Source organism: Photobacterium sp. GB-72, from assembly GCF_003026095.1.
Classification (GTDB): Bacteria; Pseudomonadota; Gammaproteobacteria; order Enterobacterales; family Vibrionaceae; genus Photobacterium.
In genome coordinates, this window is sequence record NZ_PYNV01000006.1 from 134664 (window position 1) to 148309 (window position 13646).

The 13646-nt window shown below is 36.4% G+C and carries 14 protein-coding genes; 6 read left to right on the plus strand and 8 right to left on the minus strand.

All coding sequences use genetic code 11. The features are described 5' to 3' along the window. Positions 1–5 precede the first annotated feature (5 nt). From uspE to C9J40_RS09450, 5 genes are all read right to left on the minus strand, one after another. Positions 6–947, minus strand: a complete 942-nt coding sequence (uspE, locus tag C9J40_RS09430; protein ID WP_107246646.1) for a universal stress protein UspE — start codon at positions 945–947, stop codon at positions 6–8. 271 nt (positions 948–1218) lie between these two features. Next, positions 1219–1983 (minus strand): FNR family transcription factor, encoded by a 765-nt coding sequence (locus tag C9J40_RS09435; RefSeq protein WP_105060229.1) that lies wholly within the window; start codon positions 1981–1983, stop codon positions 1219–1221. 74 nt (positions 1984–2057) lie between these two features. Further along, positions 2058–2741: a sulfite exporter TauE/SafE family protein gene (locus C9J40_RS09440; RefSeq protein WP_107208166.1), complete on the minus strand. Its 684-nt coding sequence runs from the start codon at positions 2739–2741 to the stop codon at positions 2058–2060. Next, positions 2734–2955 carry a cbb3-type cytochrome oxidase assembly protein CcoS gene (gene ccoS / locus C9J40_RS09445; protein WP_107208165.1) on the minus strand — a complete coding sequence of 74 codons (222 nt, stop codon included), beginning with the start codon at positions 2953–2955 and terminating at the stop codon, positions 2734–2736. Before ccoS ends, C9J40_RS09440 begins: the two co-directional genes overlap by 8 nt. Continuing rightward, the gene (locus C9J40_RS09450; protein WP_107246648.1) at positions 2956–5352 is read right to left on the minus strand and encodes a heavy metal translocating P-type ATPase; all 2397 of its coding nucleotides are present in this window, start codon (positions 5350–5352) and stop codon (positions 2956–2958) included. Positions 5353–5821: 469 nt separating this feature from the next. On the opposite strand from C9J40_RS09450, the gene C9J40_RS09455 reads away from it, so the two are divergent. Further along, on the plus strand, positions 5822–6277 hold the full coding sequence (locus tag C9J40_RS09455; RefSeq protein ID WP_107208163.1) for a hypothetical protein: 456 nt from the start codon (positions 5822–5824) through the stop codon (positions 6275–6277). A 46-nt stretch (positions 6278–6323) separates the two neighbouring features. Here the strand turns inward: C9J40_RS09455 and C9J40_RS09460 are convergent, their stop codons facing one another. Then, positions 6324–7055, minus strand: a complete 732-nt coding sequence (locus tag C9J40_RS09460) for an SDR family oxidoreductase (RefSeq protein ID WP_107246649.1) — start codon at positions 7053–7055, stop codon at positions 6324–6326. 145 nt (positions 7056–7200) lie between these two features. Between C9J40_RS09460 and C9J40_RS09465 the strand changes: the two genes are divergently transcribed. Beyond that, positions 7201–8364 carry an FIST signal transduction protein gene (locus C9J40_RS09465; protein WP_107208161.1) on the plus strand — a complete coding sequence of 388 codons (1164 nt, stop codon included), beginning with the start codon at positions 7201–7203 and terminating at the stop codon, positions 8362–8364. 12 nt (positions 8365–8376) lie between these two features. Beyond that, on the plus strand, positions 8377–10479 hold the full coding sequence (locus C9J40_RS09470) for a PAS domain-containing hybrid sensor histidine kinase/response regulator (RefSeq protein ID WP_107208160.1): 2103 nt from the start codon (positions 8377–8379) through the stop codon (positions 10477–10479). Between the two features lie 289 nt (positions 10480–10768). Here C9J40_RS09470 and C9J40_RS21990 read toward each other — a convergent pair whose 3' ends face one another. Then, positions 10769–10945, minus strand: a complete 177-nt coding sequence (locus tag C9J40_RS21990) for a hypothetical protein (protein ID WP_158259551.1) — start codon at positions 10943–10945, stop codon at positions 10769–10771. Between the two features lie 255 nt (positions 10946–11200). Further along, on the minus strand, positions 11201–11311 hold the full coding sequence (locus C9J40_RS22385) for a single-stranded DNA-binding protein (RefSeq protein WP_107208159.1): 111 nt from the start codon (positions 11309–11311) through the stop codon (positions 11201–11203). Positions 11312–12041: 730 nt separating this feature from the next. On the opposite strand from C9J40_RS22385, the gene C9J40_RS09480 reads away from it, so the two are divergent. From C9J40_RS09480 to C9J40_RS09490, 3 genes are all read left to right on the plus strand, one after another. Further along, a complete protein-coding gene (locus tag C9J40_RS09480) occupies positions 12042–12836 on the plus strand; it encodes a transcriptional regulator (protein WP_107208158.1) in 795 nt (264 codons plus the stop codon). Then, entirely contained in the window at positions 12829–13266 is a 438-nt protein-coding gene (locus C9J40_RS09485) for a hypothetical protein (RefSeq protein ID WP_107208157.1), read from the plus strand. Before C9J40_RS09480 ends, C9J40_RS09485 begins: the two co-directional genes overlap by 8 nt. Positions 13267–13381: 115 nt before the next feature. Further along, positions 13382–13627, plus strand: coding sequence for a hypothetical protein (locus C9J40_RS09490; RefSeq protein WP_107208156.1), 246 nt, complete (start codon positions 13382–13384; stop codon positions 13625–13627). Positions 13628–13646: the final 19 nt, after the last annotated feature.

The window sequence follows — 13646 nt, forward strand, 5'->3', positions numbered from 1 at the left end:
CTTACTTAATCGATATTAGGTGCTAATGGACTAACGTACCCATCAGGTTTTAAAGCTAATAAATCACAATTTAAACTATCAATCGTATTTTCAGCGGTATTTCCTATAAAGACAGCCGATAATCCAGTCCGACCTGTTGTTCCTAATATAACAAGTTCTGCTTTTATATCTTCAGCAACTTGAGGAATAATATCTTCAGGTAAACCTTCAAGCACATGAGTTTGCTCTTCACTAATTCCATATTTTTGACGGAGTGCTTTCATCGTCGTTAGGTGATACCCACGTACAGCATCGGTATAACTAGCAGGATCAAATTCAGGTAATTCAATCGTAATATTTACCGGTGTTGCAGGGTAAGCATTAACTAAATTAACTTCGGCATTAGCGATAGAAGCAAACGCAAATGATTCTTTGACGATTTTTTCGTTAAGCTCCTCGTGAGTTTCATCATCGGTAGAGATATTGACGCAACCTAATACTTTGCCGTGCTCAGGCCAGTTATTACCTTTAACTAAAAGTACAGGAATAGGGCATTTACGAAGCAGATGCCAATCTGTTGGTGTGAAAATCACAGAGCCTAAACGATCATGTTCATGAGTGGCTTTGATAAGTAAATCAATGTCTTGGCTATATACATCAGCAATGATGGCCTCATAAGGACGATTATGCCAAACCACTTTAATTTCTATATCAACGTCTTTTTCTAAGTAAGGCTGAATGATTTCCTTTAACCACTCTTCTCGCTGCATTACCACACCGCGACGCATAGCATCACGTTCGTCTGATGATAACATTGACGTCATTTCATAAGAGAAATCATAAATAGCTAAGAAAATAATAATTTTTACATCTTTGCTCATTTTAGCAAGATGAACAGCGCGCGAGATCGCTGGTTGTTGTTCTTTTTCAGGATCTGCGACGACTAATATATTTTTATACTTTTGCATAATGCCTCCTTTACACAACTGTGTAGGCAATCTCTTGATAAGTTGAATTTAAAACAGGTATAACAACGGCTATGTACTTAGATATCAAAAGATTAAATAAATCCTTATAAATACTGTAACCTAGAATAGAAAGATATGGGAACGATAATAGAGAAAATTATGTAAACTTTGATACGCTGGACAAATAAATATAAGAAATAGCGGATTAGCGAAATAAAAAAGCACCGTATAAACGATGCTTTAAAATTTAAAAAGGATAGGGCTAAAACGATTATTGTGGAGGTAATGTGTTACTTTTAGCCACACCAGCAAGACGAGCTAACTCATCGTGATCAATAATTGTAATGTATTTACCTTTTACACTTAACATCTCAGATTTCTGGAAACGCCCTAATAAACGACTGATAGTCTCAACCGTTAAGCCTAAGTAGTTACCAATATCACCGCGTGTCATTGTTAAACGGAATTCACGTGGAGAAAAACCGCGCTGAGAAAAACGTAGTGATAAGTTATATAAGAAAGCGGCAAGACGTTCTTCAGCATTCTTTTTAGAAAGCAGCAAGATCATTTCCTGATCGCCTTTAATCTCATTGCTCATTAAGCGCATGATTTGTTGACGAAGCTTTGGCATTTTACCAGAAAGATCATCAAGGATTTCAAATGGGATTTCACACACCATTGATGTTTCAAGTGATTGAGCAAAACTTGGATGCTGCATTTCATTGATCGCATCAAAACCTACTAAATCACCTGCAAGATGGAAGGCAGTAATTTGCTCGTCACCTTGTTCGGTAATGGTGTAGCTCTTAATGGTGCCAGAACGAATAGCATATAACGATTTTAGTTCGTCACCTGCTTTAAATAGCTCCTGACCTTTTTGGATCGGTTTTTTTCGTTCTATGATTTGATCCAGTTGGTCTAGCTCAGACTCATTCAGCGTGAAAGGAATGCATAACTGACTAATACTGCAATCTTGGCAGTGAATTGCACACCCACCTGATTGGATACGTTTTGTTGTAAGCTTGTCTGAAATCATATGCCTGTCTAACCAATTTGATGTAGGTCAATATTTTAACATATTATGAAGCATTATTACGAGTAATAAAAAGGTCACAATATTTGTTTGATTGCTATATAACCAGTTTGAATGCCATAAACCATTAATAATAATGCACTAACACGCCTAAAATAGAGGTTCTTTAGACATATTTTTAACTGTGTCGCAAAACCGCCAACCGCTAACATTGCAGGTAATGTACCTAACCCGAAAGCAAGCATTACTATTGCACCATTTAGAGCACTTCCAGAAACAGCTGCCCATGTTAAAGTTGAATAAACTAAACCGCAAGGTAGCCAGCCCCAGAGAAAACCAAATGGCAAAGCTTTTATCGGTGATTTAAGGGGAAGAAATGATGAGGCTAGTGGTGAGATATATCGCCATACCACTTGCCCAACACGTTCAATTTTGTTTAACCCAAACCACCATTGGCCAATATATAACGCTAAAATAATCATCATAATTGCTGCTAAAAAGCGCATGAATATCAATGGGCTATTAGATCCATTAATGGTAGCAATACTCGCAAGCATTGCGCCTATAATTGCCCCCGCAACTGTATAAGCGACTAATCTTCCAAAATTATAATTTAATAGATAAATCCAACGTTTACTGTTTTTTGTGTTTTCTGGCATACCGATTGTGATCGCAGCAGCAACACCACCACACATACCAATGCAATGGCCAGCGCCCATTAAGCCGATTAAAAAGGCAGCATAAAAATCTAAATTAACCATTATTGCTATCTTGATCGTTACTTGGCTTTTTTTCTATTAATTCAGAATTGGAAACTGTGTTTTTATGTTTAGTATCATCTTCGTCGAACAAAATATCATATCCACGACGCTCTAAATCATCAAATTGCTCACTTTTCACTGCCCATAAAAATATACCGATAGCAATACAGACAAAAACAATAGCGATAGGTATTAATATGTAAAGACTTTCCATTTATTTTAATAACCTTAAAGAATTTGATACAACAATGATCGAGCTTGCTGACATACCGACAACGGCAAAATAGGGCGCCACCAGTCCTGAAATAGCCAGAGGTAGGATTATCAAGTTATAGCCAAGCGCCCAAGATAAATTTTCTCGAATAATTTTTCGAGTTTTCAATGCTAAAGTACGGGCTTCTAAGATACGTTCTAATTTATCGCCAACTAGTACCATATCTGCTGAAGATTTAGCTATATCTGTTCCACCACCCATAGCAACAGAAAGGTGAGCGCCTGCGAGAACAGGGGCGTCATTGACACCATCACCTATCATTAATACTACGTCATCTGCTAATAATTCGTTCAAATACGCCAACTTTCCTTGTGGTGTTTGGTTAGCTATAACCTCATCAATATTCAGTTGTTTAGCAACGTTATTGGCATGAACAGTATTATCACCCGTTAACATTGTTACGTTAATACCATGTTGCTGACATTGTTTAACTAAAAGAGCGCTTTCTTGACGGATTGGGTCGTCTAATTTAAATGCTGCAATAGGTTGCTGATTGCAAGTTAACCATACCGAGAATTCATTACTATTTTTAAACGATTGATTATTTTCAATATCAAGAGCAAAACTATATTTACCAATGCGCCACTCATCACCATTCAGCGTTGCTTTCAAACCACAACCAATCACATTCTCGACCTTATCAAAAAGTACGCTTTGTAGGCGATATTGGCTAAAAGCTTGAGCAATAGGGTGATTGGCGAAACGCTCTAATTCAGCAGCAATCATCAACGTTTTGTCTTGCTCTATGTTTCCGAATGTACGCGTTTCAACTAAACGAATATTACCTTCAGTTAAGGTGCCTGTTTTGTCTAATACCAGTCGATTAACGTTACATAGCGTTTCTAATACATGCCCTTGACGAAGCAATATCCCTAATTTACTAAGTGTAGACGTTGAACAGGTAATAGCCGTTGGTGTGGCTAATGATAGGGCACACGGACAGGTGGCAACTAAGACAGCTAATGTGATCCATAATGCATCATCAGGTTGATTTTGATGCCAATAATACCAAGTGCTAGCTGCGATAATCAGTATTGCAGCAACAAAATAGCGAGCTACATTATCGGCTAACTCTGCCACTTTAGGTTTTGAGAGTTGAGCTTCATCTTGCAAGCGTACGATATTAGAAATAAGTGAGTCATTTCTATTGACTGTAACTGTCATTGTGACATTGGCATCACCGTTAATCGTCCCTGCATACACCTTATCTCCAATCGCGCGAGTGACAGGCACTGACTCTCCCGTTAACATGGATTCATTAACGGTTGTTAATCCTTTATTTATTTCACCATCTGCAGGGAAATGCTCCCCTGGTAATATAGTGACAACGTCACCTATTTTAAGCGTTTTTGCTGCAACTTGTTCACCATTAGCAAGCGTAGCCATATTTGGTATGAGTTTTAACAAATTTGCACTGGCGGCCGCTGCTTGTCGACGGGCACGCATTTCTAAGAATCGACCCAATAGTAAAAAGAACGTAAACATTGAAATGGATTCAAAGAATACTTCGCCTTTTTCCATAACAGTTGCGTATAAACTTGCACCGTAAGCAAACAATAAAGCGATTGAAACAGGCACATCCATCCCTAATGTGAAGGCTTTTAGGCTTCTCCATGCATTAATATAAAAAGGGAGTGCTGAGTAGAGTAAAACGGGGGTGGCAAAAATTAGGCTTACCCAACGGAGGTAGTTTTTAAACTCACTATCTAGATCGTCAAAGACTTCAAAATAGAGCGCAAATGCAAGCATCATCACCTGCATGGTAGCAATGCCCGCAATACCTAGCTTATACAAATATTGCTTCATTATGTTGTGGTATTGTAGCTCTTGAGCATCAGCTTCAAAGGGTGATGCTTGATAGCCAATATTATGGATAACCGTTAATAAATGGCTGAGTTGTACTTTTTCAGTATCCCAAACGAGCAATGCACGATTGGTCGTAGTATTTACACGAATGGAAATAACACCATCTTCGCGTACTAATTGCTTTTCAATTAACCATGCGCAAGCAGCACAAGAGACACCTTCAACAGAAAGGGACACCTCACTGAAATTTTGATCTGTCGTTCGTACGAAATCTTGCTGAATATCTGCATGATCATAAAGGGAGAGAGACTTAAACTGTTCGGGGACTAAATCGGCTTTTTCGGCAGGCTCAGTTCGGTACTCGTAATACGAAGTAAGGCCACTTTTAACAATCGTTGTTGCAACGGCTTCACAGCCAGGACAACACATAGATCGAAGTTGGCCTAATATTTCGACTTCAAATTGGCAACCACTAGGAACAGGATCACCGCAGTGGTAGCACTCATCATGAACATGTTTTTCTATTGTCATTCCTTACTCTGCCCGTACAACGAAGTCGGAGAAGGTGATGGTACGTCTACACGTCCTTGTAAACTCCAATCACTTTTAAAAGGTTCAATATCAACTAACCATGGGCCAATTAAAGATTCCGGTGTGATAAGTACCTTTTACGTAGGTCATGATCATTTGGCTAATATCTTTATCCGGAATAATTCGTATATTCGCATTAATATTTAAAGTATCAACCTACCGAAAACGAGAACGAACTACATTAATAATAGTAATCCATATCCCCAAAAATGTTGACATTCGACCTTGCTCCTCTGATTACTCATCAAAACAAGATTCAAATTGCTATTTTTTTGTAGAAGTGGCATTTTCATTTCTCATAATACTTGAGCTAACACATTTTTCAGAGTGGGGTGACCACATTACATTTACGCTTAAGTAACAGTATGTGAGAATTTTGAGCTCTGTAACACAGGAATATTTGTAAAATATGGCAGCAGAAAAACTAACCCGTGGTCGTTTAATCCAAATAATAGTGTTAATGACTATATTGATTTCAGCTTTTTTTTGGAGAACAGTGACATATACATCTCCCGAAGGTGAAGATAGTCTTAAAGATGGAGTGAAAATATGTCAATTAGACACAACAAATTGTCAGTATTTGTTAGATGATAAGAACGTTGATGTACAGCTTTTAACAAAAAAAATATCTGCACAAGCACCAATTCTATTACAAATAACCAACATGGATGTTAAACCGTCAGCTACTGCTTCAGGTGTTTCAATGAATATGGGAACGGTACCCATTATATTTACGCAGCATAATAAGAACACTTGGGTGGGAGAGTTTACCGTTCCAGCATGTACACATAACTCAATGGTTTGGGAAATAGATATAACGGCTAAAAACACGACAATGATTGCCCAATTTACCGTTACTAAATAATATTAGAAATAGCACTTCTTAATATGAACATTTACTGAAGTGCTATTTACTCGCAATAAATCATTTTCTTTGTCATCCCGCCATCCACAACAAAATTTTGCCCCGTTATGAAACCTTGGCTACAAAGTAAAAAATCAACCATTTCAGCAATATCATTGACATTTCCAACTCGTCCAGACAAGTGCTGCTGATGATCGATACCTCGTAATTGACTCGTATCTGTATGAATCCAACCCGGTGAAATACAGTTTACTTTTATATTGGGAGATAAACTCACAGCGAGTGCATGAGTTAATGATACCAATCCACCTTTACTTGCAGCGTAAGCTTCAGTGTTTGGTTCAGACTGTAGATATCTTGTTGAGCTCATATTAATAATATGTCCTTTACTTTCAGTAAGTAAAGGTAGGCACTGCTGACTCATGGCTAAAGGGGATGTTAAGTTAACATTTAAAATATGGTGCCATTCATCTAACGGTAATTGGTGTAAGGGAGTATTGTAAGGGTTGGAAATAGCAGCATTATTGATGAGACCATCTAGTCTTCCAAATTGACATTTCACCCAATCTAACGCGTTTTTAATATCCGATATTTGAGTAACGTCCGTTAAACGAAACCGAATACGTGGTTCTTCATTGACTAAATCATATCCGGCTTGTTCATTGATATCTAATGCGATAACGATAACGTTTTTTTGTGCCAAATATTTACAAATCCCTTTGCCGATACCATTAGCACCACCGGTGACAATAACGATTTTATTTAAGCTTAAATCCACTTTAATAATCCTTAGCTTACAAATATTTGCATCATGATACGATAAGATAAGCTAATCTAATAAGAGGTAGGTAAAATTCTGACTTAAAATGTGCAAATAACTGATAATATTAATCATGAGTTAATTCAAGGATGAGTCTATTGATATGGATATAACAACAAGTTACTCAATACAATCTTCATCTTTCGAAGCTATTAATGAGGCTATTGATAAGCTAAATCTAAAAATTGCAACGCCTTCTTTGCTGCTTATCTATTATTCTGAAAATTATGACATCAATATTTTCCAAGCCGAACTCAAAAAGTCATTTCCCCATACCGCTATTTTAGGTTGTACGTCGTGTCAGGGCTTTATGACAAATGAAGGCTATTTTAGTGGAACAGGTTTAGCATTATGGGCAATTAATGATTATCACGGAGCATATGGCACGGCCATTATTTCGAATTTTGAGACGCCTTATGAAATGGCAAGGCAAGCAACATTAAAAGCGATTCATAATAGCGGTCGAGTTGGCGAGTTGCCATCACTCATTTTATTACATGCAACACCAGGTTACGAAGAACAAATTATTCAAGGAATAGAAAAAGAGTTGGGCTGTACCGTTCCTATTATTGGCGGCTCAGCTGCTGACGATTTCATTGCAGAGAAATGGCAAATATTTAATGTTGAACAACAAACAGGTCAGGGGATTGGTATCGCTGTTTTTTATCCGACCTGCGAAGTAAGCCTTTCATTTCATTCAGGTTATGCTAGTACAGGCTTATCAGCAATAGCCACTAAAGTTGAACATAGAGAAGTTATAGAGCTCGATAATAAACCCGCAGCGGATGTCTATCAACAATGGATGAAGATTCCATTTGATACCAACAGCAACATAATAAGTGAAAGCAGTTTAAATCCTTTAGGGCGTTTTGCTGGAGAATATTTTGATTTACCTTATTTTAAATTAGCTCATCCTGCACATATTACACAACGCAAGGGCATCGAAATGTTTGCTGAAGTAAAGCAAGGGGATCGCTTGTACTTTATGAACGGCACTGATGAACGACTGATTTCTAGAGCTAGTCGGGTAGTTAAAGCATCAAATGGTAATAAGCTTAATCCAATAGGTGGCATTACGATTTTTTGTGCCGGATGCATGTTAAAAATAAAAAATCGTATGGATGATGTTGCTAGCGGTGTAAATATTGCAATGTTAAATAAGCCTTATGTTTCTCCATTTACCTTTGGTGAGCAGGGGCAATTCATCAGTGGTGAAAATGCGCACGGTAACTTAATGATTTCAGCAGCTATTTTTCATAAAGGGTAGGTTGTTAATACTATGATAAGTTCTGAATCTGAAAAGCTACAAGAAACAGTCATTGATTTATTACGCAGTCAAGAACGAGAAAGCCAATTACAAGATGAGAATGAAGCCATCTTAGAAGGCATCTCGGCAATGGCGGGTGCGAATGATAAACGTCAAGTATTCAATAGCTTATTAGAAGTCCTACGCAAGTTTATTGGTTTTGATCAAGCACTAGTTCTTACTAGAGAAGACGAGCAAGAGCTGCTTGATGTGCTGGTCAGTACTGATAATCGTTTTAGTACAAACTCTTGGCTTATGGAAAGTACATTTAGACGAGCGATCAATGGTGAATGTATTGCACTATATTCTCCTAAAGATATTGTTGAATTTAGTACGCAATCGATTGAAGCATTAAATGACTACAGTTCGGCATTATTAACGGGGGTTAAAGTAAGCTCAAGTGATGCTGTTATGATTTTAATGAGCCACGATAAAAGTCAGTTCACACCAAGATGCAGGCGAGTGCTTAATAGATTTAGACCATTACTTGCACGTGCGATCATCGATATAGATTATCGAGAACGGCTGCAATCTTTAGTGGCAGCCCGAACTCAACAACTGACATTTAGTCAGCAACGATTTAAAGATTTTGCCAAAACAGCAGGTGATTGGTTTTGGGAAATTGATGTTGATTATAACTTTACCTATATTTCAGAACCTCAAGTCGCTAATACACAAATTGCCTGTGATAACTTTATAGAATTCTTTAATAACTACCCACTGTTCCAACAAAAAATGACGAATAAGCTCTCGCAGCAAGTTGTCTTTGAAGACGTAGAATGGAATCTTAGCGTTGATAATACTGAGCAGTGGTACAGCTTTAGTGGCACCCCTTATTTTGATAAGTATGGAAAACTACAAGGATTTCGCGGAACAGCTAAAAACATAACGAGCAGAAAAAAACGTTTATTTGACTTACAGGAAGCGCAAAAGCAAGCAGAAACAGCCAACAAAGCTAAATCTCAATTTATCGCAATGATGAGTCATGAGATACGAACACCACTTAATGCGGTGTTAGGTTTAATGGAATCGCTATCTTTATCTGGCTTGAATAATAAGCAAAATCTTTGGTTATCACAGATGGACCAATCAGCACATTTATTGCTGACGATTATCAATGACATCTTAGACTTATCAAGAATAGAATCGGGGAGTTTTAGGCTTTTCAATAGTGATATTAATGTTGTGGAAAGTATAAGGCTTGTCTCTGATCAATTGGCACCACAAGCAACTAAAAATAATGTTCAATTTCAATGTGAAATTGACGATGCGATCCCTAAACAAATCTACGGTGACAAAAATCGAATTGCTCAAGTGTTATTTAATTTAATCGGCAATGCCGTTAAATTTACGAGTATTGGTTCGGTTCGCGTTGTTGCTCGTAAAGTTGACGATAACATTGAAATAGCAGTCATCGATACCGGCATTGGTATTGCTAAAGATGCACAAGCAAATATCTTTAATCCATTTCATCAAGCGGATGGAAGTATCACACGTCGTTATGGCGGCACAGGTTTGGGCTTGGCGATTAGCCAGCATTTGATCGAAAAGATGAACGGAACAATATCACTTGAAAGTGAATTAGGAACGGGAAGTTGTTTTAAAATTTCTATTCCTATTATTTATCCATCATTGAAGAGTTGTGAAGCTGACACTAAATTTAAAAATAAATCGGATTGCTCTTTAAATATTTTATTAGCAGAAGATAGTAACACCAATCAGTTGGTTGCTAAGTTGATGTTAGAGCGGCGAGGACATAAAGTTGCGATAACTAACAACGGAAAGGAAGCGATAAATGTACTGTTACAGGGTCACAATAAGTTTGATTTAGTGCTAATGGATATTTCTATGCCTATCTTAGATGGCTTAGAAGCAACAAAACAACTTAGACAGAGAAAAATTAGTATTCCAATCGTCGCATTAACCGCGAACGCGATGCAAAGTGACCAGAAAATTTATCATGATATTGGTATGGATGGCTTTTTAGCAAAACCAATCTGTTCAAACGAGCTAGATGCGTTGCTGGAAAAATACCAAGAACTTAAAGAAAACCAGCAATCAGAAAGTACGATTTAGAGATTCGTATTAATCGAATCTCTAGTAATTAACAGCAAGCTTTAAGTACAAGGCAAACTGAACATTTGCAGCAGTATTTAAAATTGATGTTAATTACCTATTTTATGGTAAATAGCCAATACTGTTAAATACAATAATCAACCCACAAGCAGAGTAGAGATGTTAGATACAAAGTAGGAAAAACAAGATCATATATAGTTACCTCGATACCTTATTTAACATAATATACATAATGCGCACTTAAGTATAATGTTGAAATGATGGAGATTTAGCTTGGTAGCTTTGTTGGTTACTGAGTTTTAAGTGCTTCAAGTAGCTCGTCCATACCATCATCAAATTCAGGCGCACCTCGGTAACTTGTAATTCCATGATGCTCATGTGCAAACTTCATTGTTGCATCGGCAGACTCGAATGGCCCGTAAATTTCAAACTGATGTCCTTCAATAACTTTTGATAAAAACCACATGTCGATTTTAAATGTATCGTTGGTGCTGCGCTGTACATCTTCTACATTCTCGGCTGTGATATTTGAAAGTATAAATTAAAGTTTAAGCTTGAACTTGTGGTTAACTTTATCGTAAGAAAAATATTGGCACACTTTAGTTGTCATTGTTAGTTCACCAGAATTGATTTGTAGTTTTCAATGATTTCTTGGTCAGCATCTATTAATGATAATATCCGAGTTAAACCAAGCGACTAACACTACAACAATTTTCAATCCCTAGCGTTTAAGCTCTAGAGACCAAAAATTAATAACGGTAAAGCTCGATCTATCTAATGTATAAAGTCCAGCTTTGTAAGCTTGCTCTTCTTCAGATAAGATTAATTTCATTTTGATAAACTAGAAAATGTAACCCAAGGTCTGATGGTGAGTAACAAACGCTTAGATAAGGTAGTTAAATTTTCTCAAACGAAAGAGCTGAAATGCAACCAGAAAAACAAAACGAATAAGCAGTACGGCAATTTAAAACCATTAATCCCGCACTTATTCACCCTATAACGTTCACCTCTAACACCAAGAAGAAACCGTGACTTCCCTACTCTATAACCCAATTTATCCCAACTAGAGTTACCTTAAAGGAGACCTTTAATCAGATAATAATGAGGACATTTTTAAATAGGAAAACATAACTACGATGTTATTTAACTTGGTCGCTTTTTGTAATTACTTGGTTTAAATTCTCCAACCAATTCGACCATGTAGTCGCTAAATTCATGTGTACATGGATATAACTCAATATGTTGTTGATGTTTCTTCAATACTATCGAACGAATAAAAACAAGCTTTCTTCTTTCAACTGATTAATGGCTAATTAAACAGAGAGTTACACTGATATAACCTTTAAACAAAATAGTTACACCGTCACTTATAGCATTTAAAGCTTCTAACTAAGTCGTTTTCACTATCAATTTGATTAAAAAACAGAAGAATTTATATACAAATGATAATATGCCAAGCATATAGTTGCATCAATATAGAATTCGATACCTTTTTTGTATAAAATAGCCTCTCTTTTTGAGTAGTTATCCCCTTTGACAACTCTATTATTGATAAGTAAATAATGAACGATGAAGTAAACAACGGAATAGAACGTTTTGGTCGTTTTGATGTTGATTATTCGCGAAGAACGATCACCCGTATAAGTGATAATGCTGTTTTAAAAGTCTCACGCTCAGAGACTCATATCTTTGCTTTATTAGCAAACACCGCAAACAATACTGTACATAGAGAAACATTACTAAAAGAGTGCTGGCAAGGAAAAGTAGTAACGAATAATTCGTTAACTGTAGCGATAAAAAACCTTCGCACTTCATTTAGTAAAATCGGTGAGCATAATATCATCACAACTGAGCCAAAACTTGGTTACTCAATTAGAGAAACCTCTCTGCTTGATGATGGTTCTCATCCGCCTCTGTCTGAAGATATTAGTAAACATATAGAAGCTCATGAAATTGCAGAAAAGTTAGAATTAGAAGAGCATCAAGAAAGCATTATTGATAAACCAGTAATTACTGAGAAGAAAAAAAAATTCAGCTTACTCAATAAATTAAATACATTCAGCCTATTTGATTTTCTGATTGTTTGCTTTTTCTTTTTAGCTACTTTATTTGTCTGTTACCAGTACTTATTTTTTGTTAATACAACTGATGTTGATGGTATATCTGTTAATTATAATGGCGTTGAATTACCAAATCCTGTTACACAGGCAATCATTGATTATAAAGCAGGCGATATAAGTCAATGGTATGCATTCCCTATCGGTGGATTGTGTGAGCGTTATAAATTAATAGGTGTGCATAATGAGCACTATATTGACTTAACTTCACAGGTGAACCAGGAGCAGTGCGATGCTTAAAAAAGCTTTCCTTGGCATATTCCTAGCTCTATTGTTTATTATTGTCCAAGCGATTTTTAATGCTGTCAGCACACAGTCGGCATATTTATTTACTAAGGAATACCCTGCTTTTGGCTCTGAAATTATAAAGGTTGACCTAAATGATGGGCGAATTAAGATTAATACAATTAGAAAAGATAAAGAAAATCGAGTTATTTCATCATCTTTATTTAGTGGTGTATTTTTAAAAATTCAAAATCATTATTACACTTTTGGTGTTAAGCAATTAAATAAAAGTCGTGAAGTCGATTTCACTTTTAGTAACTTCTATATTGATTATCTTCGAACAAAAGAAGCTGTTTATATATCCGATGACAGAGGTATTCTAGAGCTAGCTTCAGGTAAGTCTATTTACCTAAGTAGCCTACTATTAGGTCAAAAGATACGCTAAAAATAAGCCGGTGTTTGCCGGTTTATTTTTAGCTAATAACACTAAGTTATAGTGCGCTAGGATGGTGACGTTTTGATTAAAAGTTGATATATTATAGAGAGTTAAGGAGTACCTAATGGCAATAACAATCCGTGATATAGATAAGCATTATTATATGATTGAGTCTCTTAAATCATTAACGAATAGTAATGTTACAACCAAAGCGCTGATAAAAGGTGGCTATTTAGCCGTAGATTTAGGTCAACAATTAGAAGATGAACGACTAAAAAGAATAAAAGCAGAGAGTGAACTTCAGGAATTAAAGCAAAAGTTTTCATCTTATATCAAAAGTAAAGAAGAGTTATTAGATGCATTAAAGTAGATTTAATAACAAGTTAAAC

Bases quoted from the DNA above. Each gene is read 5' to 3' on its own strand.
- C9J40_RS09465 (WP_107208161.1), top strand. From the start codon at position 7,201: ATGGATATAACAACAAGTTACTCAATACAATCTTCATCTTTCGAAGCT.
- ccoS (WP_107208165.1), bottom strand. From the start codon at position 2,955: ATGGAAAGTCTTTACATATTAATACCTATCGCTATTGTTTTTGTCTGT.
- C9J40_RS09455 (WP_107208163.1), top strand. From the start codon at position 5,822: ATGGCAGCAGAAAAACTAACCCGTGGTCGTTTAATCCAAATAATAGTG.
- C9J40_RS09450 (WP_107246648.1), bottom strand. From the start codon at position 5,352: ATGACAATAGAAAAACATGTTCATGATGAGTGCTACCACTGCGGTGAT.
- C9J40_RS09480 (WP_107208158.1), top strand. From the start codon at position 12,042: ATGAACGATGAAGTAAACAACGGAATAGAACGTTTTGGTCGTTTTGAT.
- C9J40_RS09435 (WP_105060229.1), bottom strand. From the start codon at position 1,983: ATGATTTCAGACAAGCTTACAACAAAACGTATCCAATCAGGTGGGTGT.
- C9J40_RS09490 (WP_107208156.1), top strand. From the start codon at position 13,382: ATGGCAATAACAATCCGTGATATAGATAAGCATTATTATATGATTGAG.
- C9J40_RS09470 (WP_107208160.1), top strand. From the start codon at position 8,377: ATGATAAGTTCTGAATCTGAAAAGCTACAAGAAACAGTCATTGATTTA.
- C9J40_RS22385 (WP_107208159.1), bottom strand. From the start codon at position 11,311: ATGAAATTAATCTTATCTGAAGAAGAGCAAGCTTACAAAGCTGGACTT.
- C9J40_RS21990 (WP_158259551.1), bottom strand. From the start codon at position 10,945: ATGTGGTTTTTATCAAAAGTTATTGAAGGACATCAGTTTGAAATTTAC.
- C9J40_RS09440 (WP_107208166.1), bottom strand. From the start codon at position 2,741: ATGGTTAATTTAGATTTTTATGCTGCCTTTTTAATCGGCTTAATGGGC.
- uspE (WP_107246646.1), bottom strand. From the start codon at position 947: ATGCAAAAGTATAAAAATATATTAGTCGTCGCAGATCCTGAAAAAGAA.
- C9J40_RS09485 (WP_107208157.1), top strand. From the start codon at position 12,829: ATGCTTAAAAAAGCTTTCCTTGGCATATTCCTAGCTCTATTGTTTATT.